This window comes from Klebsiella sp. 141153 (assembly GCF_032601995.1).
GTDB lineage: Bacteria > Pseudomonadota > Gammaproteobacteria > Enterobacterales > Enterobacteriaceae > Klebsiella > Klebsiella aerogenes.
Window position 1 is genome coordinate 159,606 of sequence record NZ_JAQIRJ010000006.1, and the last position, 20,267, is coordinate 179,872.

Sequence of the window (20,267 nt, forward strand, 5' to 3'; positions counted from 1 at the left end):
AAGTCTACTCATAATGTCCCGCCAGCGCCCGCTGCGCTGGCGGTGACTATCAAAAATGGCGAGGCTGGTCACACTGTCTATACTTACATGGCTAACAATTAGTTAACAACCAGCGTAATGCTGGCCATGATAAGGAGGAATACAGGGTGGCTGACCAGATATCTGTACCGCCTGAGCTAACCGGAAACCACGCATTTTTTCTGGATCTTGACGGCACGCTTGCCGATATCAAACCTCATCCCGATCAGGTTGTTATCCCCGAAGACGTCCTTCAGATGTTGCGATTACTGGCACAGCAGCAACATGACGCTGTGGCATTGATTTCAGGGCGCTCACTCGCAGAGCTCGACGCACTTACCCGTCACTGGCGATTGCCGCTTGCCGGCGTCCACGGGGCTGAACGCCGCGATATCAATGGAAAAAGACATGATGTATCACTACCGCCGGCGCTGAGCCGTGAGGTCGGCGAAGCATTAACTTCGGCGCTACAGGCGCTGCCTGGCAGTGAGCTGGAAGATAAAGGCATCGCTTTTGCGCTGCACTATCGCCAGGCGCCACAACACCAGAGCGCCATCCTGGCATTGGCGCAGGATATCGTGCAGCGTTATCCGATTCTGGCCATTCAGCAAGGGAAGTGTGTCGTTGAGATCAAACCGCGCGGGATTAACAAAGGTGAAGCGATTGCCGCGTTTATGCGGGAAGCGCCTTTTGCGGGACGAAAGCCGGTATTTATCGGCGATGACCTGACTGATGAGGCGGGTTTTACTATGGTTAATCAATTAGGCGGAGTATCGATAAAAGTTGGACAAGGCGACACACAGGCGCGCTGGCGGCTGGCAAATGTTGCCGCCGTACATCAGTGGTTACGTCACGTCGTCGACAATACCCAATGCCTGGATGTATTCACTAACGGGAGGGATGACCATGGGTCGTTTAGTCGTAGTATCTAACCGTATTGCAACGCCGAATGATAAAAAGGCCAGCGCTGGCGGCCTGGCGGTGGGTATTTTAGGTGCGCTGAAGGCGAGCGGCGGCACGTGGTTTGGCTGGAGTGGGGAGATCGGCGATGATAGCCAGCCGTTGAAGAAGGTGAGTAAAGGGGATATTTCCTGGGCCTCATTCAACCTTAGCGAAGAAGATCACGAGCTCTACTACAATCAGTTTTCCAATGCGGTGCTATGGCCCGCGTTTCACTATCGTCTCGACTTAGTCAATTTTCAGCGTCCGGCGTGGGAGGGGTATCTGCGCGTTAACGCCGCTGTGGCGCAAAAGCTGCTGCCGCTGCTAGCCGACGACGATATGATTTGGGTTCATGATTATCACCTATTGCCATTTGCCAGTGAATTACGCAAAAACGGCGTCAAAAACCGCATCGGTTTCTTCCTGCATATTCCGTTTCCGACGCCTGAAATATTCAACGCTTTACCTCCACATGCGGAGCTTCTTGAACAGCTTTGTGATTATGATTTACTCGGCTTTCAGACCGAAAACGACCGGCAGGCATTTGTTGATTGCGTCGCCCAACAAACGACCTTGTGCGAAGTGGGTCACCAGCAATACCGTGCCTGGGGTAAGACGTTCCGTACTGCCGTCTATCCGATAAGCATCGAACCTCAGGAAGTCGCGCGCAGCGCCAGCGGGCCGCTGCCGCCGAAGTTGGCTCAATTGAAAGCTGAACTAAAAGGAGTTAAGAATATTTTTTCCGTTGAGCGCCTGGATTACTCCAAGGGGCTGCCGGAGCGTTTTCAGGCTTACGAGGCGCTGCTGGAAAACTACCCGCAGCATCGTGGAAAAATTCGCTATACCCAGATAGCGCCCACTTCGCGGGGCGATGTTCAGGCTTATCAGGATATCCGCCATCAACTGGAAACGGCCGCCGGGCGAATCAACGGCCACTATGGTCAACTGGGGTGGACGCCGCTGTATTATTTGAATCAGCACTTCGATCGCAAACTACTCATGAAGGTGTTTCGTTATTCGGACGTGGGGCTGGTCACGCCGCTACGCGATGGCATGAACCTCGTGGCCAAGGAGTTTGTCGCCGCGCAGGACCCTGAAAACCCTGGGGTGTTGGTGCTATCGCAGTTCGCTGGCGCGGCGAATGAACTGACTTCCGCGCTCATCGTCAACCCTTACGATCGCGATGAAGTGGCGGCGGCGCTGGACCGCGCTCTGACTATGCCGCTTGCGGAGCGAATTATTCGCCATGGCAAAATGCTCAAGGCGATCGAGAATAATGATATTGATAACTGGCAGGCGCAGTTCGTTGCCGATCTAAAGCGCGTAAAGTCGCATGAAGATAGCTGCCAGCAGCCAACCGTAGTTACTCCCTCCGCGTAGTCAAAATGGCTGATGCTTCGGCATCAGCTTATTCCAGGGAAACCAACAGCACATCGACTCCGCTGCTGCCGACGATATTCTTCGCTGAACAGGTTGCGCGGGAAAACAGGCTCTGGTTATGGTTGCCGCAGATTACCAGGTCGACGTGATGCTGACGGCAAAAATCCTTCACGTGATGACAAAGTTCGCCGCTGGCGATGGTCATTTTACTGATGGGATAGTCCGCCTGGGCGGCGAGTTCATTAAGAAAGCTACGTGTCTCCTCCTGCATAATCTCACGCAAATTCTCCATCATCGGCGCGGCGAACTGATTATACATTTCCGGATCTGTCGCCAGCGTGATCAGGCTGACCTGCGCATTAAGCGGACGTGCGATAGACACCGCTTTATTGACCAACATGCGGCTTTCCGGCGTTGGGGCGACGGCGACTAACAGATGAGAGTAGGGCATCTAGCCTCCTTGAGATACGCAACGGGATCTTTCTACTTTCTTTACTCCTAATTCCATCTTTCCACAAGGGGTATTCGCGCGGTTAAAAACGCCTTTCTCCGGCCGTGTGATATCAGATTCTGGCAGCCGACTCGCAAAAATGATTCTCTCTTTTGCTTTAAAAGAAACGCTGTTTTATAAATCGGTGACGCATGTTGCCCGGCCCTTTGTTTTTTTGCCACTGAATGATTAGTACTGGCAAAAATGCAAAGGTAAGCCGGTTTTCATGATCTTACTGTAGCCATGTATCCGCAAAACTTCGGTATAGCCTGGTAAGGCCGAAGTTATCTAATAAAAAAGAGACAGGATTTACGGCGATGAAAACACGAAAAATCGGTTTGGCTAATTATCTCGCCTATGGTTCCGGCGATTTTCTCGGCGCGGGAACTACCGCGCTTACCGCAGCATGGCTACTCTATTTTTACACCACTTTCTGCGGGCTATCACCCATTGAGGCGACGCTCATTTTCGCCACCGCGCGCGTACTCGACGCGGTCGTTAGCCCCCTGATGGGCTTCTTAACCGATAACTTTGGCTCTACCTGGCTGGGTAAGCGATTCGGCAGACGCAAATTTTTTATTTTGCTCGGTATTCCCTGTGTCTTTAGCTACTCAATGATGTGGGTAGGCGATATGGGGTTCTGGTATTACCTCGCGACTTATCTGCTGTTTGATATTGTCTATACCATGATTCTGGTGCCCTACGAGACGCTGGTGCCGGAGATGACCGATGATTTCAAACAGAAGACCAAATTTTCAGGCGCGCGTATTTCCATGGCGCAGATGTCGGCGATATTAGCCTCGTTTTTACCGGGGATTCTGCTCACCCAACTGGGTAAAGACAACGCCAGCTCATTTTTTTATGCAAGCCTGGTCTTTTCGGTGCTGTGCGCCCTGATGCTGACCTTCGTCTGGTTTTTTACCTGGGAGCGCCCTCGGGAAGCGTGGTCTGAAGCGGCGCTGCGCGCAGAAGAAGAAAAACGCAATTTAACCCTCGCGCAGAGTCTTAACCGGCTGTTTATTGAGCTTAGCTCTACGCTGCGCATTAAAATCTTCCGCCAGCATCTTGGTATGTATCTGGGCGGTTACATCGCGCAGGACGTTTTCAATGCGGTGTTTACCTATTATGTGGTCTTTGTGCTGATGCAGGATGCCTCCGTCGCCTCTAACTTACTCGGCACGATGGCTATCTTCCAGTTTATCGCGGTCATCGCCATGATCCCGCTCTGCATCCGCTTTGGCCCGGCGCCTTCATACCGCATGGTAGTGGTGCTGTTCGGTTTGAGTTCACTCTCTTATGCCGTGCTTTATTACGCGGGGCTGAGCGATGTCTATTCATTATTGCTGCTCATTTCTGCTATCGCGGGCCTGGGGCGCGGCGGCATTAATTACGTGCCGTGGAATACCTACACCTATATTGCCGACGTCGACGAAGTCATTACCGGCCAGCGTCGGGAGGGTATTTTCGCCGGTATCATGACGCTGACCCGCAAAGCGTCGCAGGCGGGGGCGGTGATGCTGGTTGGCATCATCATGCAACTATCGGGCTTTGTCTCCGGGCAAAAAATTCAGCCGGAAGGTGTGAGTCATACCATTCTGTTGATCCTTAGCGTCGGTACGTTGGTGGTGCTGGCTTGCGGCTTCCTGGTCTCCCTGCGCTTTAAACTCAATCTGCATACGCATAGCGTGCTGCGCGCCGAGACGCTAATGATGCGCGATGTCGGTTACGCACAGCCCGAGCGGGCGACAGCGGAAAACCGCGCGGTGGTTGAGCAGCTGGCGGGGATGCCTTACGAATGCCTGTGGGGCAATAACAATATTGGTTACCTGAATCGCAATAAACCTGCCGCCCCGGCGCTGAATCAGGGCGGTGCTTTGAATTCGACATATACCAGAGGTTAAGAACATGAAAGTTTGGCCGGTCAAACATAGCCCATTATTGCGTCAGCCTGAGCGCTTTATCGCTCGCAGCGAGCTTCAGGCATTGATCCGTAATGTGACGCAAAACCTGGTGAATATTAAGGATGAAAGCGGGCAATTTTTACTGCGGCTGGACGACGGGCGAGTCATCGATACCAAAGGTTGGGCCGGTTGGGAATGGACCCACGGCGTTGGGCTGTACGGCATCTACCAGTATTATCAACAAACCGGCGATACCGCCATGCGCGATATCATTGACGGCTGGTTCGCCGACCGCTTCGCCGAAGGGGCAACCACCAAAAACGTTAATACCATGGCGCCGTTTTTGACGCTGGCTTATCGCTATGAAGAGACCGGGCGTCAGGAGTATCTCCCGTGGCTCGATAGCTGGGCCGAGTGGGCGATGCATGAGATGCCGCGCACCGAGCAGGGAGGCATGCAGCACATTACCCTGGCGGAAGAGAACCATCAGCAGATGTGGGATGACACGCTGATGATGACGGTGCTGCCGCTAGCCAAAATCGGTAAATTACTAAATCGTCCGCACTACATTGAAGAAGCAACCTATCAGTTCTTGCTGCATGTACAGAACCTGATGGACAAAGAGACTGGCCTGTGGTTCCACGGCTGGAATTACGACGGTCGGCACAACTTTGCGCGTGCGCGCTGGGCGCGGGGTAACAGCTGGCTCACCATCGTTATCCCGGACTTCCTTGAGCTGGTGGATTTGCCAGAGGGGAGTGCGGTGCGCCGCTATCTGCTACAGGTACTGAATGCGCAAATTGCCGCGTTAGCTGACTGTCAGGATGAGAGCGGCCTCTGGCATACCCTGCTCGACGATCCGCATTCCTACCTTGAAGCGTCAGCGACGGCGGGCTTTGCTTACGGCATCCTGAAAGCGATACGCAAGCGTTATGTCGGGGCGGAGTACACCGAGGTTGCCGAAAAGGCGATACGCGGGATTGTGCGAAATATTTCACCAGAGGGGGAACTGCTGCAAACCTCGTTTGGTACCGGGATGGGTTCCGATCTTGATTTTTATCGGCAAATTCCGCTGACGTCGATGCCGTACGGCCAGGCGATGGCGATTCTTTGTCTGACGGAATATCTGCGCAAGTATTTCTGATAGCGGCATAGATTCCCCGGCCGCGTTGCGCGTACCGGGGCGACTAATAAAACAAACCCGGCTTTCACCGGGTTTGTTTTTTACATCCGCTCTACGGTCTCAATGCCCAGAGTATCAAGACCCAGCTTCAGCGTCTTCGCCGTCAGCAGCGCCAGTTTCAGGCGGCTATTACGGGCCTCTTCGCTTTCGGCGCTGAGGATTGGGCAGTGTTCGTAGAAACCAGAGAACAGACCGGCCAGATCGTACAGGTAGGCGCACATTACGTGCGGAGTACCTTCACGGGCGACGACGGCCAGCGTTTCTTCGAACTGCAGCAGGCGGGCAGCCAACTGCGCTTCGCGATCTTCGCTAATAACCACCGGCGCGGCAGCCAGCGCGCTTTCGTCGATACCGGCTTTACGGAACACCGACAGCACGCGGGTATAGGCATACTGCATGTAAGGCGCGGTATTACCTTCGAACGCCAGCATGTTATCCCAGTCGAAAATGTAATCAGTAGTACGGTTTTTCGACAGGTCAGCATATTTCACCGCGCCGATACCCACCGCATTGGCCAGTTTTTCCAGCTCATCGGCAGGCATATCCGGGTTCTTCTCGGCCACCAGGCGGCGTGCGCGCTCCAGCGCTTCGTCCAGCAGATCGGCCAGTTTGACGGTACCGCCGGCGCGGGTTTTAAACGGTTTACCATCTTTCCCGAGCATCATGCCGAACATGTGGTGTTCCAGCGGTACGGATTCAGGCACATAGCCGGCTTTACGGACAATGGTCCATGCCTGCATCAGGTGCTGATGCTGACGAGAGTCGATGTAGTAGAGCACGCGGTCGGCATGCAGCGTTTCATAACGGTATTTTGCGCAGGCGATATCGGTAGTGGTGTAGAGGTAGCCGCCATCCTTTTTCTGGATGATGACGCCCATCGGTTCGCCTTCTTTGTTTTTGTATTCATCAAGGAAGACCACGGTCGCGCCTTCGCTCTCGACGGCCATACCTTTTGCTTTCAGATCGGCAACGATCCCCGGCAGCATCGGATTGTACAGGCTTTCACCCATCACATCATCGCGAGTCAGGGTGACATTCAGGCGATCGTAGGTGATCTGGTTTTGCGACATGGTGATGTCGACCAGTTTACGCCACATCTGCAGGAAGTACTCGTCGCCGCCCTGCAGCTTAACCACGTAGCTACGCGCGCGCTCGGCGAACGCTTCGTCTTCGTCATAGTGCTTTTTCGCTTCGCGGTAGAAACCTTCGAGGTCGGCCAGCGCCATTTCGCCGGCGTTTTCCTGCTGCTGCTTTTCCAGATAAGCGATCAGCATCCCGAACTGGGTACCCCAGTCACCGACGTGGTTGGCGCGGATAACGCGATGGCCGAGGAATTCCAGAGTACGTACCGAGGCATCGCCGATGATGGTTGAACGCAGATGGCCGACATGCATCTCTTTCGCCACGTTCGGCGCGGAGTAGTCAACAACGATGGTCTGCGGCTGTGGTTTCGCCACGCCCAGGCGCTCGGACTGCAGCGCGAGATTGACGTTTTCCGCCAGGAAGGCCGGATCGAGGAAAATATTGATAAAGCCCGGCCCGGCGATTTCGACTTTATTGGCAATGCCGTTCAGATCGAGATGAGACAGTACCTGCTCTGCAAGTTGTCGCGGCGCCATGCCCAGTTTTTTGGCCACTGCCATCACGCCATTGGCTTGATAGTCGCCGAACTGAACTTTTGCTGACTGGCGGACCTGAGGTTCGCAATCGGCAGGCGCGCCTGCCGCGATCAGGGCCTGGCTGACTTTTTCTGAGAGAAGAGCCTGAATATTCACCGGAATACCTTACTTTTAAGGCGCGAGAACCCCTGTGGGGCGGCGCCGGAACATGGACAAATTAAGGCGGGAGTATACTGCATTTGCGCCCAGCCGTCAGCACCGCGCGCAAGTTGTAAAGCGGCACGCTTAATGAATAACCATTCGTTGTTCAGGCGCGCGGATTGGCGGTTGGTCGGGGCGGCGAAACAGGATAAATTAGCCTTTTTAGCAATGACCGAGGCGCAAGATGGCGAACTGGCAGCAAATTGATGAACTGAAAGATATTTCGGCGGATTTACCGCGTTTTAGCGATGCGCTGCAAGCGCTGGCCGAACGGTTGGGGTTGGAGCTTGCGCCGCTGGACGCCGACCATATCTCGCTGCGCTGTCATCAAAATACTACGGCGGAACGCTGGCGGCAGGGGCTGGAGCGTTGCGGCGCGCTGTTATCGGAAAATATCATTAATGGCCGCCCCATTTGCTTATTTAAGCTTGCCGAACCTATTTGTGTCGCCCACTGGCGCTTTACGGTTGTGGAGTTGCCATGGCCGGGGGAAAAACGCTATCCGCACGAAGGCTGGGAACATATCGAAATCGTTCTGCCGGGCGAGCCGGAAACCCTCAACGCTCGCGCGCTGGCCTTGCTTTCCGATGACGGGCTCAGCCAGCCGGGAATTTTCGTAAAAACCAGCTCGCCGAAAGGGGAGCGTGAACGCTTGCCGAACCCGACGCTTGCGGTCACGGACGGCAAAGTGACCATCAAATTCCATCCCTGGTCGATCGAGCAAATCGTCGCCAGCGAGCGAACCGATACTTAACAGTGTGAAGCCGCGCGGCGTCTGCGGGGAAAAATCGTGACATGCTGTGCTGCCCGTGATGAAAATGGAGAAGGAATCGATGTTGCTGGAAGTTTGCTGCTATAGCATGGAATGCGCGCTTGAGGCGCAGCGCTGCGGCGCCGATCGCATTGAACTTTGCGCCGCGCCGCAGGAGGGCGGGTTAACGCCGTCGTTGGGCGTGCTGCGTTCGGTGCGAGACAATATCTCGATTCCGGTTCATCCGATTATCCGTCCGCGCGGCGGCGATTTTTGTTACACCGAGGGTGAATTTGCCGCCATGCTGGATGATGTGGCGACGGTCAGAGATCTGGGTTTTGCTGGTCTGGTGATTGGCGTACTCGATGCTGACGGCCAGGTGGATATCCCCCGTATGCGAAAAATTAAGGCGGCGGCGGGTCCGCTGGCGGTGACCTTCCATAGGGCCTTTGATATGTGCGCCGACCCGCGTCAGGCCTGGCATTCGCTTGCTGAACTTGGCGTTGCTCGCATCCTCACTTCCGGTCAACGGCCAACGGCGGAACAAGGTCTTGCAAAAATTATGGAACTAATTGCGCTGGGCGATACTCCAATCATTATGGCCGGAGCGGGAGTGCGGGCTGCCAATCTGCAAAAGTTTCTGCAGGCAGGCCTCAAAGAGGTGCATAGCTCAGCGGGGCAGTGGTTGCCATCGCCGATGCGCTTTCGTAATCCGGGGTTATCGATGTCCACCGACGCAGATGCCGATGAATATTGCCGCTATGCCGTTAACGGCGAAGCGGTGGCGGAAATGAAACAGATTATTTCTGCCGCGCGGGATTAGCCCGCGAAGCTAACCGTTTTTTGCTGCACATCATGTCGCCCAATATGATGATTGCCCGTACCAGGCCCCTGCAATTTCAACAGGGGCCTTTTTTTATCCCACGAGGGCCAGTGGTCGGCTGAGGTGAATTACGCTCTGGCCGCGGCCGCTTTTTTGGCCAGCGACTGTTGCGTCTCTGGTTTAGTGGCGACGATCACCGCGCGCAGCGGCGCGGGGTAACCTTCCAGCGTTTTGCTGCTGTCATGCGGGTCGAGGAAGTCGGCGAGTGATTCCGTCGTCATCCATTCGGTGCGGCGCTGCTCTTCGCTGGTGGTGACGCAGGTATCAACAATGCGCACATCGATGAATCCGCACTTCTCCAGCCACTGTTTTAGCGCGGCGGCGGAAGGAATGAAATAAACGTTACGCATTTGCGCGTAGCGGTCGCCTGGCACCAGCACGGTGTTCTCATCACCTTCAACGACCAGCGTCTCCAGTACCAGTTCGCCGCCGGGGGCTAACTGATCTTTGAGCTGCCACAGATGATCCAGCGGGGAACGGCGGTGATACAGCACTCCCATCGAAAAGACGGTATCAAAAGCTTCCAGCGCCGGCAGTTGTTCGATGCCTAGCGGCAGTAGGTGCGCGCGCTGATCGTTGCCGATGAGTTTGCGTACCGCTTCAAACTGGCATAAGAACAGCTGGGTTGGATCGATACCGACCGCCAGATGCGCGCCGGCGCCAATCATTCGCCACATGTGATAACCACTGCCGCAGCCGACATCAAGAATAGTACGACCGGTGAGATCGGAAAGATGCGGCAGCACGCGTTCCCATTTCAGGTCGGAACGCCATTCGGTATCGATATTAATGCCATACAGCGAATAAGGGCCTTTACGCCACGGCATCAGGTTTCGCAGCAGATTTTCAATTCGCAGCTGGTGGCCTTCGCTGAGTGGCGTTTCGCTTTCCGCCGTGACGCTATGCAATAGATCGAGACGCCAGGGCGCCAGCTCGGGCAGAAACTCAACGGCGCGTTCCCATTCGCGAAACTTACCGTGCAGCGCTTCGCGTTGCCAGGCAGCGACCTGAGCGGGCAGGGTTTCCAGCCAGTGGGAGAGCGGCCCTTTCGCGATCAACTGATAAAAATTACTGAAGTCGATCATGCCCGTTCCTCGGATTTAACCGCCACCAACGAACCAAAATTAAAGCACTGGAACCACAGTTCGGCATGTTCAAATCCGGCCTGACGAAGGCGCGCTTTATGGGTTTCAACCGAATCGGTCAGCATGACGTTTTCCAGCATGCTGCGTTTCTGGCTGATTTCCAGTTCGCTATAGCCATTGGCGCGCTTGAAGTCATGGTGCATGTTGAACAGCAGTTCGCCGACGTTGGCATCTTCAAAGCTGAATTTTTCGGAAAGCACCAGTGCGCCGCCCGGATTGAGCCCTTGATAGACTTTATCAAGGATCGCCTGACGTTCGCTCGGTTCGAGGAACTGAATAGTGAAGTTCAGCACGACCATCGAGGCATTTTCAATGGCGATATGGCGAATATCGCCCTCAATAACCTCAACCGGCGTTGGCGCTTTATAGGCATCGATATGGCGACGGCAACGTTCCACCATCGCCGGGGAGTTATCAATGGCGATAATTTTGCACCCCGGATGCGCAATATTGCGGCGTACGGAAAGCGTCGCGGCGCCGAGCGAACAGCCAAGATCGTAAACCTGAGTGTTTGGCTGAACAAAACGCTCAGCCAGCATGCCGATCATCGAAATAATATTGGAGTAACCAGGAACAGAGCGCTGGATCATATCCGGGAAGACTTCGGCTACCCGTTCATCAAAGGTCCAGTCGCCGAGACTGGCAATCGGCGCGGAAAAAAGCGTATCGCGGTGAGACATAACGTTAAACCCGAAAAAACGAAAACGGCGTATTGTGCGCTAACGCAGGGAGAAAACCAACTCCCAGGGCATATACCACAGGTTAGCCAGCACCATCAGCAACAGCGAGCACCAGGTGGCGCTCATTCCGGAACGCCGCCAGCGGAACAGGCGATGATGGAAACCGTACGAGTGCATCAGGCGCCCGGCAATCAGCAAAATACCGCAAACGTGCACCATCCAGGTTAGCGCGCCGTTCATTTCCATAAACAGCAGCAAGATAAGCCCAATGGGGACGTATTCCACGGCATTGCCATGAACGCGAATGGCGACCTGTAGTTCGCTAAAACCGCCGTCGCCATAGCCGACGCGATACTGCATGCGCAGACGTACCACGTCAAAGGAAAACTTGATTAACAATAACGCACCCAAAACCGCATACAGCGCGCTGACCATACCCAAAACTCCCTTTAATTATGTCAGGTGGCTCCGACTATCATAGCAGGATATCAGAAAAGCGAGGATTGCTGCTGAATTGACGGTGCGGCGCCGACTTGCGGCAGCACCGCGCGTAGGTCTTCCCATAAGGTATCTACCAGTTCAGGCGCCTGGGCGATATCCGGGGTATGCAAAAACAGCCACGGCGTGGCCGACTGATGCCATTTTGGCAGCGTCTGTAGCCAGACGCGAAACAATTCGCGATTCTGCGCCATATCATCGCTGCCGATAAAGCGCACCATCGGCTGCTCCGCGGTCATGACCGCGTGAACCGGGACTTTGGGTTTCTTTTTCTGCGCGTCGATCATCGCCGGATTACGCGCGACGGCGCTATGCACCGGGCGGCTATCGAGGATAACTCGATTGGCGTTGCGCTGGTGTAGCCCGCGATTAAGCTGCTGTTCGGCATCGCTTTTGGCGAAAAACTCGGGATGGCGAACTTCAACGCCGTAGGTGAAGTTTTTCGGTAGCGTATCGAGAAAATGCCACAGGGCAGGGAGGTCTCGTGGCCCGAAGGTGGCGGGCAACTGCAACCAGTACTGGCCGATGCGCGATTCCAGCGGCGCCAGACGAGTAAAAAATTCGTGGCTTAAATCGTCGCAGTCGCGCAGTGCCGCCTGATGCGAAATCGTGGCCGGGAATTTGAAACAGAACCGAAAATCATCGTGAGTTTGTTGATACCAGCGATCGACTATCTCGGCCTTTGGTAAGGCATACAGGGTGGTATTACCCTCCACGCAGTTAAAATGGCGGGCATACTCTTCAAGGCCGGTGATGCCAAGGCGCACCCATTTAGGGTGCGACCATTGCGGGAGCCCGATATAAATCATAAGGCGGCGAGAATGTCCTCAGTACTGCGCACGCGGGCGATGCGCGGGAAGATATGCGTCATACTGCCCTGATGCTGATCGGCGGAGGCAGCGCTGCACGCATCCTCGGCGATGACCAGATTGAAACCGAGTTCCCAGGCATTGCGAGCGGTGGATTCCACGCCGATATTCGTGGAGATACCGCAAAGGATAATGGTGTCGATACCGCGGCGGCGAAGTTGCAGTTCAAGATCGGTACCGTAGAACGCGCCCCACTGACGTTTCGTCACTTCAAGATCGCTATCCTGCTTGCCAAGCGCCGGCGGATAGACCCACCAGTTTTCAGGCAGCTTCGCGGCGCCAGCCTGGGCATCTACCGGCTGTTTTAACGCTTCAGCGAAATCGGCGGACCAGCCGACGCGAACCATGATGACGGGCGAACCCTGTTGACGACATTTTTCAGCCAGCTTTGCCGCGCGCGTCACCACCTCGTCGGCGCGATGCGGGCCGCCGGCAAAGGGTAAAATGCCTTCTTGCAGGTCAATAACGACCAGCGCGGTTTTTTTCGCATTGAGTTCTAACATGGTATCCCCGTATCTTGTTCTCTTGTCAGGCCGCTACAATACCGTTGCTAATTCGGCTCAAGGGTAACAAATTTTGTTAATTTATGTGAGCACAAGCAATAAGCGCGCAGCAAAGCAGCGTACAAACTGCGTCGGGCTTATCGTCAGACAGAATTTCCAGTATAATAGCCGCCTTTTTTCATTCAGTAGTGACATTCAGCAAAGCTGCGACCTCGTCGCCTGCATGGCAGGCAACATCCGCCTGCGGCTAAGTTAAGGGATATCTCATGCGTACAGAATATTGCGGACAGCTACGTCAGTCCCACGTGGGGCAGCAAGTGACCCTGTGTGGTTGGGTCAACCGTCGTCGTGATCTCGGTAGCCTTATCTTCATCGATATGCGCGACCGTGAAGGCATCGTGCAGGTGTTTTTCGATCCGGATCGTGCGGATGCATTAAAACTGGCTTCCGAACTGCGTAATGAGTTCTGCATCCAAATCACCGGTACCGTGCGCGCGCGTGAAGAGCGTAACGTCAACCGCGAGATGGCCACCGGCGAAATCGAAGTGCTGGCGTCTGACCTGACCATCATCAACCGCGCGGAAGCGCTGCCGCTGGACTCCAACCACGTCAACACCGAAGAAGCGCGCCTGAAATACCGCTATCTGGACCTGCGTCGTCCGGAAATGGCTCAGCGCCTGAAAACCCGCGCCAAAATCACCAGCTTCGTGCGCCGCTTCATGGACGATCACGGGTTCCTTGATATCGAAACCCCGATGCTGACTAAAGCCACACCGGAAGGCGCGCGTGACTACCTCGTGCCGTCGCGCGTACATAAAGGTAAATTCTACGCGCTGCCGCAATCTCCGCAGCTGTTCAAACAGCTACTGATGATGTCCGGTTTCGATCGTTACTATCAGATAGTCAAATGCTTCCGCGACGAAGACCTGCGTGCCGACCGTCAGCCTGAATTTACTCAGATTGATGTTGAAACCTCGTTCATGACCGCGCCGCAGGTGCGTGAAGTGATGGAAGATCTGGTTCGTAAGCTGTGGCAGGACGTGAAGGGCGTAGACCTCGGTCAATTCCCGGTGATGACCTTTGCCGAAGCGGAGCGTCGTTACGGTTCCGATAAACCGGACCTGCGTAACCCGATGGAACTGGTAGACGTAGCCGATCTGGTGAAAGCGGTCGAATTCGCCGTCTTCTCCGGCCCGGCTAACGACGCCAAAGGCCGCGTTGCTGCCTTACGCGTGCCGGGCGGCGCGGCGCTGACCCGTAAACAGATTGATGAATACGGCAAATTCGTACAGATCTACGGTGCGAAAGGGTTGGCCTATATTAAAGTGACCGAGCGTGCGAAGGGCCTTGAAGGCATCAATAGCCCGGTGGCGAAATTCCTCAACGCCGAAATCGTCGAAGCTATTCTTGATCGCACGGGCGCGCAGGACGGCGACATGATCTTCTTCGGCGCTGACAACAAGAAAGTGGTTGCCGATGCCCTCGGCGCGCTGCGTCTGAAGCTGGGCAAAGACCTGAATCTCACCGACGAGACCAAATGGGCGCCGCTGTGGGTTATCGACTTCCCGATGTTCGAAGACGACGGCGAAGGCGGCCTGACCGCGATGCACCACCCGTTCACCTCGCCGAAAGATATGACCGCCTCCGAGCTGAAAGCCGCTCCGGAAGATGCTGTGGCTAACGCCTACGATATGGTCATCAACGGCTATGAAGTCGGCGGTGGTTCGGTGCGTATTCACAGCGGTGAAATGCAGCAAACCGTATTTGGCATTCTGGGCATTAATGAACAAGAACAGCGTGAAAAATTCGGCTTCCTGCTGGATGCGCTGAAGTACGGTACGCCGCCGCATGCCGGCCTGGCATTTGGCCTCGATCGCCTGACCATGCTGCTGACCGGTACCGATAACATCCGTGACGTTATCGCCTTCCCGAAAACGACGGCTGCCGCGTGCCTGATGACCGAAGCGCCGAGCTTCGCGAATCCTGCCGCGTTAGGCGAACTGGGGATTCAGGTTGTGGCGAAAGAGGCAAAAGAGTCTCCGGAGAACAACTAAGATGTCATTCAAGCTGCCCGTCTCCGTTCTGGTGGTGATTTACGCCGAAGATACGAAGCGGGTGCTGATGTTGCAGCGACGCGACGATCCCGCTTTCTGGCAGTCGGTTACCGGCAGCCTGGAAGAGGGGGAAACCGCGTTGCAGGCCGCCGCGCGCGAAGTAAAGGAAGAGGTCGCCATTGACGTTGCTCGCGAGCAACTGGCCTTAATTGACTGTCAGCGTACGGTGGAGTTCGAGATATTTTCTCACTTACGTCATCGCTATGCGCCGGGCGTCGAGCGCAATACGGAATTCTGGTTCCGTCTTGCGCTGCCCCATGAGCGCCAGATTGTTTTCACTGAACATCTGGATTACCGCTGGGTTAGCGCGTCGGATGCCGCCGCGCTAACCAAATCGTGGAGCAACCGGCAGGCGATTGAAGAATTTGTAATTAACGCCGGATAACTTCCCGCGGCGTTTGTCGCGGGAAGACGGCTTTTTTGGAGAGTTTTTTATGGCAGGTCATAGTAAATGGGCCAACACCAAACACCGCAAAGCGGCGCAAGATGCCAAGCGCGGTAAGATCTTTACTAAAATCATCCGCGAGCTGGTCACCGCTGCGCGTCTGGGCGGCGGCGATCCGGCATCCAACCCGCGTCTGCGCGCGGCGGTAGATAAAGCGTTGTCCAATAACATGACTCGCGACACCTTGAACCGCGCCATCGCGCGCGGCGTCGGCGGTGATGAAGACGCGAACATGGAAACCATCATTTATGAAGGTTACGGCCCGGGCGGCACTGCGGTAATGGTTGAATGTCTGAGCGACAACCGTAACCGTACCGTCGCCGAAGTACGCCACGCCTTTACCAAAACCGGTGGTAACCTCGGAACCGACGGCTCCGTGGCCTATCTGTTTAGCAAAAAAGGCGTGATCTCCTTCGAGAAAGGCGACGAAGACACCATCATGGAAGCCGCGCTGGAAGCGGGTGCTGAAGACGTCGTTACCTATGACGACGGCGCCATTGACGTTTACACCGCCTGGGAAGAGATGGGCGCGGTGCGTGATGCGCTGGAAGCCGCTGGCCTGAAAGCCGATGCTGCTGAAGTCTCAATGATCCCGTCGACTAAAGCGGATATGGATGCGGAAACCGCGCCGAAGCTGCTGCGTCTTATTGATATGCTGGAAGACTGCGACGACGTGCAGGAAGTGTATCATAACGGCGAAATCTCTGATGAGGTTGCCGCAACGCTGTGATGCCGGTAGCCGGTATTGCGGGTGAGTTATTACTGGAGGCGCGTGATGGCCATTATTCTCGGCATTGACCCGGGGTCACGCGTGACCGGTTATGGCGTGATTCGCCAGGTCGGGCGGCAGTTGAGCTACCTTGGCAGCGGATGTATCCGCACCAAAGTAGACGATCTGCCGTCGCGGCTGAAGCTGATATACGCCGGCGTCACCGAAATTATTACCCAGTTCCAGCCCGACTATTTCGCTATCGAGCAGGTCTTTATGGCGAAAAATGCCGATTCGGCGTTGAAGCTTGGGCAGGCGCGCGGGGTGGCGATTGTCGCGGCGACGAACCAGGACCTGCCGGTCTTTGAGTACGCCGCCCGCCAGGTTAAGCAAACCGTCGTCGGCATCGGTAGCGCGGAAAAGAGCCAGGTACAGCATATGGTGCGTACCTTGCTGAAACTTCCTGCAAATCCGCAGGCGGATGCGGCGGATGCGCTGGCCATCGCCATCACCCATTGCCACCTCAGTCAGAACCTGGCTCAGATTAGCGAGACCCGGCTCAATCTGGCGCGAGGGCGGTTACGATAATCACAAATCAGGCTGGATATTCATCCAGCCTTTTTTTATGATAACGCATTAGACTTTCGGCCCTTTATTCAGGAGCGCTACGTGATAGGCAGACTCAGAGGCATCATTCTCGAAAAGCAACCCCCGCTGGTATTACTGGAAACCGGGGGCGTAGGTTATGAAGTCCATATGCCGATGACCTGCTTCTACGAGCTACCGGAAGCCGGGCAGGAAGCCATCGTCTTCACCCATTTTGTAGTGCGTGAAGACGCGCAGCTGCTGTACGGCTTTAACAACAAGCAGGAACGCACGCTGTTTAAAGAGCTTATCAAAACCAACGGCGTCGGGCCGAAGCTGGCGCTGGCTATCCTTTCCGGCATGTCGGCGCAGCAGTTTGTGAACGCCGTTGAGCGTGAAGAAGTTGCCTCGCTGGTGAAACTGCCTGGTATCGGCAAGAAAACCGCCGAACGTTTAATTGTCGAGATGAAAGATCGCTTTAAAGGCCTGCATGGCGACCTGTTTACTCCGGCCGCCGATCTGGTGCTGACCACGCCTGCCGGCCCAACTGCCGACGATGCGGAGCAAGAAGCGGTTGCCGCGCTGGTGGCGCTGGGCTATAAACCACAAGAGGCCAGCCGAATGGTGAGCAAAATCGCTCGCCCGGACGCCAACAGTGAAACGCTAATCCGCGAAGCGCTGCGCGCGGCGTTGTGAGGTAAGGGATGATTGAAGCAGATCGGCTGGTATCAGGCGACAGCATTGGCTTTGAAGAGGCCGCTGACCGCGCTATCCGCCCCAAATTACTGGCAGAATATGTCGGCCAGCCGCAGGTGCGTTCGCAGATGGAGATCTTTATCCAGGCGGCGAAACTGCGCGGCGATGCGCTCGATCACCTGCTGATTTTTGGCCCACCAGGGTTGGGGAAAACCACGCTTGCTAATATCGTCGCCAACGAAATGGGCGTGAATCTGCGTACCACCTCCGGTCCGGTGCTGGAAAAGGCCGGCGACCTGGCGGCAATGCTGACCAACCTTGAGCCGCATGATGTTCTGTTTATTGATGAGATCCACCGCCTTTCGCCGGTAGTGGAAGAGGTACTGTATCCGGCAATGGAAGATTATCAGCTGGATATCATGATTGGCGAAGGCCCGGCCGCACGCTCGATTAAAATCGACCTGCCGCCGTTCACCCTGATTGGCGCGACTACCCGCGCCGGTTCATTGACTTCGCCGCTGCGCGACCGCTTTGGTATCGTGCAGCGCCTCGAGTTTTATCAGGTGCCGGACCTGCAGCATATCGTAGGCCGCAGCGCCCGTCATATGGGTTTGGAGATGAGCGAGGAAGGGGCGCTGGAAGTGGCCCGTCGCGCGCGCGGTACACCGCGTATCGCCAACCGTCTGCTGCGCCGGGTACGCGACTTCGCCGAAGTGCGTCACGATGGCACTATTTCCGCTGAGATCGCCGCTCAGGCGCTGGATATGCTCAACGTGGATGCCGAAGGGTTTGACTATATGGATCGCAAGCTGCTATTGGCAGTGATCGATAAATTCTTTGGTGGTCCGGTCGGCCTCGATAACCTCGCGGCGGCTATCGGCGAGGAGCGGGAAACCATTGAAGACGTGCTGGAGCCGTACTTAATTCAGCAGGGGTTCCTGCAGCGCACGCCGCGTGGCCGAATGGCGACGGTGCGCGCCTGGAATCACTTCGGTATTACCCCGCCGGAAATGCCCTGATAAAACCCGGTAGCTTTCCGCTACCGGGTAGTCTCTCAATCAACTCGCCGCTTTCTTCGTCATACTCAGAACAAACAGCGCGGCCGCGCAGAGCACAACCGAAGGCCCGGCTGGGGTATCGTAGAATGCCGAGAAGGTTAATCCTCCGGTTACCGCCAGCATACCCACGCCAACGGCCACCGCGGCCATCTGTTCCGGCGTGCGGGCAAAACGGCGGGCGGTAGCTGCCGGGATTATCAACAACGAAGTGATGATCAGCGCGCCGACGAACTTCATTGCCACGCCGATAGTCAATGCCGTCACCAGCATCAGCAGCAGCTTAACCCGCTGCAACTTCACCCCATCAACAAACGCTAAATCAGGGCTGATGGTCATCGCCAGCAGGTTGCGCCACTGCCAGAGCAATATCGCGACCACTACCACCACGCCTAACGCAATGGAGATTAAATCCTGCGGGGTGACGGCTAACAGATCGCCAAACAGATAGGCCATCAGGTCGACGCGCACGTTCGACATCAGGCTCACCACCACCAGGCCGAGCGACAGCGCGCTGTGCGCCATGATGCCGAGCAGGGTATCGACCGCCAGGTGCGGGCGTTTTTCCAGCCATACCAGCCCGCCTGCCAGCAGCAGCGTGACCACGATAACCGCATAAAACGGATTAACGTTGAGCAACAGACCAAACGCCACCCCAAGCAGCGAAGCATGCGCCAGCGTATCGCCAAAGTAGGACATTCTCCGCCAGACCACGAACGAACCCAGGGGGCCTGCCGCGCAGGCGAGCATCATGCCGGCTAACCAGCCGGGTAACAGTAATTCAATCATCAGCGGCCATTTCCTCGACGCAGTACAATCCGCCCCTGCAGGTCGTGGCGGTGATTATGTTGGTGACGATAAATGCCCAGCTGTTCCGCGCCGCGCGGGCCGAACATGGAGATAAACTCCGGATGCATCGAGACCACTTCCGGAGTTCCGGAGCAGCAAATATGCTGATTCAGGCACAGCACTTCATCGGTTTTGGCCATCACCAGGTGGAGATCGTGGGAAACCATTAAGACCGCGCAGTTCAGCTCCTGACGCAGTTGATTAATTAAATCATACAATGCCACCTGACCATTGACGTCGACGCCCTGGGTCGGTTCATCCAGCACCAGAAGTTGTGGTTGATTCAGCAGGGCGCGCGCCAGCAAAACGCGCTGGGTTTCGCCACCGGAGAGCTTTTGCATTGGCGCATCGATTAGATGCCCGGCCTGCACACGCTGCAGCGCCGGCATAATATCCTGCTTGCGGGTACCGGGACGCAGGCGCATAAAGCGGCTGACCGTCAGCGGCATGGTAGCATCAAGATGCAGTTTTTGCGGCACATAGCCGATACGCAGATTTTTCTCGCGCTGGATAGCACCTTCGGTCGGCGTCACCAGTCCGAGTACCACGCGCACCAGCGTCGATTTCCCGGCGCCGTTTGGGCCAAGAAGCGTTAAAATTTTGCCTGGTTTTAGCGTTAGCGAAATGTCAGACAACACGCGCCGCTGGCCGTAGACGACCGCGACTTTTTCCAGCGTTACAAGATTCGTCATGTCAAATTAGGGGTTGCACTAGCGATTGAATGTTATAATATCACATCACTTTCGCTCAT

General features: G+C 55.7%; 21 protein-coding genes. 12 read left to right on the forward strand and 9 right to left on the reverse strand.

Annotation, left to right across the window (positions count from 1 at the left end):
- The first annotated feature begins 146 nt into the window (after nucleotides 1-146).
- Both otsB and otsA read left to right on the forward strand, forming a co-directional pair.
- On the forward strand, nucleotides 147-950 hold the full coding sequence (gene otsB, locus PGS10_RS13895; protein ID WP_045390291.1) for a trehalose-phosphatase: 804 nt from the start codon (nucleotides 147-149) through the stop codon (nucleotides 948-950).
- The gene (otsA, locus tag PGS10_RS13900; RefSeq protein WP_045390293.1) at nucleotides 925-2,340 is read left to right on the forward strand and encodes an alpha,alpha-trehalose-phosphate synthase; all 1,416 of its coding nucleotides are present in this window, start codon (nucleotides 925-927) and stop codon (nucleotides 2,338-2,340) included. The genes otsB and otsA overlap by 26 nt, the downstream gene beginning before the upstream one ends.
- A gap of 28 nt (nucleotides 2,341-2,368) precedes the next feature.
- Here otsA and uspC read toward each other — a convergent pair whose 3' ends face one another.
- Nucleotides 2,369-2,791, reverse strand: coding sequence for a universal stress protein UspC (uspC, locus tag PGS10_RS13905; protein ID WP_045376202.1), 423 nt, complete (start codon nucleotides 2,789-2,791; stop codon nucleotides 2,369-2,371).
- 356 nt (nucleotides 2,792-3,147) lie between these two features.
- Here uspC and PGS10_RS13910 point away from each other — a divergent pair, with 356 nt between their 5' ends.
- Nucleotides 3,148-4,731, forward strand: coding sequence for an MFS transporter (locus tag PGS10_RS13910; protein WP_045390297.1), 1,584 nt, complete (start codon nucleotides 3,148-3,150; stop codon nucleotides 4,729-4,731).
- 4 nt (nucleotides 4,732-4,735) lie between these two features.
- Complete coding sequence (locus tag PGS10_RS13915) at nucleotides 4,736-5,875, forward strand: glycoside hydrolase family 88/105 protein (RefSeq protein ID WP_047045553.1); 1,140 nt, start codon at nucleotides 4,736-4,738, stop codon at nucleotides 5,873-5,875.
- Nucleotides 5,876-5,955: 80 nt separating this feature from the next.
- Here PGS10_RS13915 and argS read toward each other — a convergent pair whose 3' ends face one another.
- The gene (argS, locus tag PGS10_RS13920; RefSeq protein ID WP_113373564.1) at nucleotides 5,956-7,689 is read right to left on the reverse strand and encodes an arginine--tRNA ligase; all 1,734 of its coding nucleotides are present in this window, start codon (nucleotides 7,687-7,689) and stop codon (nucleotides 5,956-5,958) included.
- A gap of 229 nt (nucleotides 7,690-7,918) precedes the next feature.
- Between argS and PGS10_RS13925 the strand changes: the two genes are divergently transcribed.
- Nucleotides 7,919-8,488 (forward strand): VOC family protein, encoded by a 570-nt coding sequence (locus PGS10_RS13925; RefSeq protein ID WP_047045558.1) that lies wholly within the window; start codon nucleotides 7,919-7,921, stop codon nucleotides 8,486-8,488.
- Nucleotides 8,489-8,567: 79 nt separating this feature from the next.
- On the forward strand, nucleotides 8,568-9,308 hold the full coding sequence (gene cutC, locus PGS10_RS13930; RefSeq protein WP_316423106.1) for a copper homeostasis protein CutC: 741 nt from the start codon (nucleotides 8,568-8,570) through the stop codon (nucleotides 9,306-9,308).
- Nucleotides 9,309-9,436: 128 nt separating this feature from the next.
- Here cutC and cmoB read toward each other — a convergent pair whose 3' ends face one another.
- Genes cmoB through PGS10_RS13955 form a run of 5 tightly spaced genes read right to left on the reverse strand, consistent with a single transcriptional unit; the run spans nucleotide 9,437 to nucleotide 13,063 of the window.
- Entirely contained in the window at nucleotides 9,437-10,453 is a 1,017-nt protein-coding gene (gene cmoB / locus PGS10_RS13935; protein ID WP_045390306.1) for a tRNA 5-methoxyuridine(34)/uridine 5-oxyacetic acid(34) synthase CmoB, read from the reverse strand.
- Complete coding sequence (gene cmoA / locus PGS10_RS13940) at nucleotides 10,450-11,193, reverse strand: carboxy-S-adenosyl-L-methionine synthase CmoA (protein ID WP_015365981.1); 744 nt, start codon at nucleotides 11,191-11,193, stop codon at nucleotides 10,450-10,452. Before cmoA ends, cmoB begins: the two co-directional genes overlap by 4 nt.
- 39 nt (nucleotides 11,194-11,232) lie before the next feature.
- On the reverse strand, nucleotides 11,233-11,628 hold the full coding sequence (locus PGS10_RS13945) for an MAPEG family protein (RefSeq protein WP_015365982.1): 396 nt from the start codon (nucleotides 11,626-11,628) through the stop codon (nucleotides 11,233-11,235).
- 53 nt (nucleotides 11,629-11,681) lie between these two features.
- A complete protein-coding gene (locus PGS10_RS13950) occupies nucleotides 11,682-12,500 on the reverse strand; it encodes a DUF72 domain-containing protein (RefSeq protein ID WP_316423107.1) in 819 nt (272 codons plus the stop codon).
- A complete protein-coding gene (locus PGS10_RS13955; protein WP_047045567.1) occupies nucleotides 12,497-13,063 on the reverse strand; it encodes a hydrolase in 567 nt (188 codons plus the stop codon). The genes PGS10_RS13950 and PGS10_RS13955 overlap by 4 nt, the downstream gene beginning before the upstream one ends.
- A 266-nt stretch (nucleotides 13,064-13,329) precedes the next feature.
- Here PGS10_RS13955 and aspS point away from each other — a divergent pair, with 266 nt between their 5' ends.
- The 6 genes from aspS to ruvB all read left to right on the forward strand — a co-directional run bounded on the left by aspS (nucleotide 13,330) and on the right by ruvB (nucleotide 18,631).
- Nucleotides 13,330-15,117, forward strand: coding sequence for an aspartate--tRNA ligase (aspS, locus tag PGS10_RS13960; RefSeq protein WP_047045571.1), 1,788 nt, complete (start codon nucleotides 13,330-13,332; stop codon nucleotides 15,115-15,117).
- Between the two features lies 1 nt (nucleotide 15,118).
- Nucleotides 15,119-15,562, forward strand: coding sequence for a dihydroneopterin triphosphate diphosphatase (gene nudB, locus PGS10_RS13965; RefSeq protein ID WP_015365986.1), 444 nt, complete (start codon nucleotides 15,119-15,121; stop codon nucleotides 15,560-15,562).
- A 49-nt stretch (nucleotides 15,563-15,611) separates the two neighbouring features.
- Nucleotides 15,612-16,352, forward strand: a complete 741-nt coding sequence (locus PGS10_RS13970) for a YebC/PmpR family DNA-binding transcriptional regulator (protein WP_015365987.1) — start codon at nucleotides 15,612-15,614, stop codon at nucleotides 16,350-16,352.
- A gap of 45 nt (nucleotides 16,353-16,397) precedes the next feature.
- Nucleotides 16,398-16,919: a crossover junction endodeoxyribonuclease RuvC gene (gene ruvC, locus PGS10_RS13975; protein ID WP_015365988.1), complete on the forward strand. Its 522-nt coding sequence runs from the start codon at nucleotides 16,398-16,400 to the stop codon at nucleotides 16,917-16,919.
- An 81-nt stretch (nucleotides 16,920-17,000) separates the two neighbouring features.
- Nucleotides 17,001-17,612, forward strand: a complete 612-nt coding sequence (gene ruvA, locus PGS10_RS13980; RefSeq protein ID WP_015365989.1) for a Holliday junction branch migration protein RuvA — start codon at nucleotides 17,001-17,003, stop codon at nucleotides 17,610-17,612.
- Between the two features lie 8 nt (nucleotides 17,613-17,620).
- Complete coding sequence (ruvB, locus tag PGS10_RS13985; protein WP_015365990.1) at nucleotides 17,621-18,631, forward strand: Holliday junction branch migration DNA helicase RuvB; 1,011 nt, start codon at nucleotides 17,621-17,623, stop codon at nucleotides 18,629-18,631.
- 39 nt (nucleotides 18,632-18,670) lie between these two features.
- On the opposite strand, the gene znuB is transcribed toward ruvB, so the two are convergent.
- Complete coding sequence (gene znuB, locus PGS10_RS13990) at nucleotides 18,671-19,456, reverse strand: zinc ABC transporter permease subunit ZnuB (RefSeq protein WP_045390315.1); 786 nt, start codon at nucleotides 19,454-19,456, stop codon at nucleotides 18,671-18,673.
- Nucleotides 19,456-20,208, reverse strand: a complete 753-nt coding sequence (gene znuC / locus PGS10_RS13995) for a zinc ABC transporter ATP-binding protein ZnuC (protein ID WP_015705955.1) — start codon at nucleotides 20,206-20,208, stop codon at nucleotides 19,456-19,458. The genes znuB and znuC overlap by 1 nt, the downstream gene beginning before the upstream one ends.
- Nucleotides 20,209-20,267 lie beyond the last annotated feature (59 nt).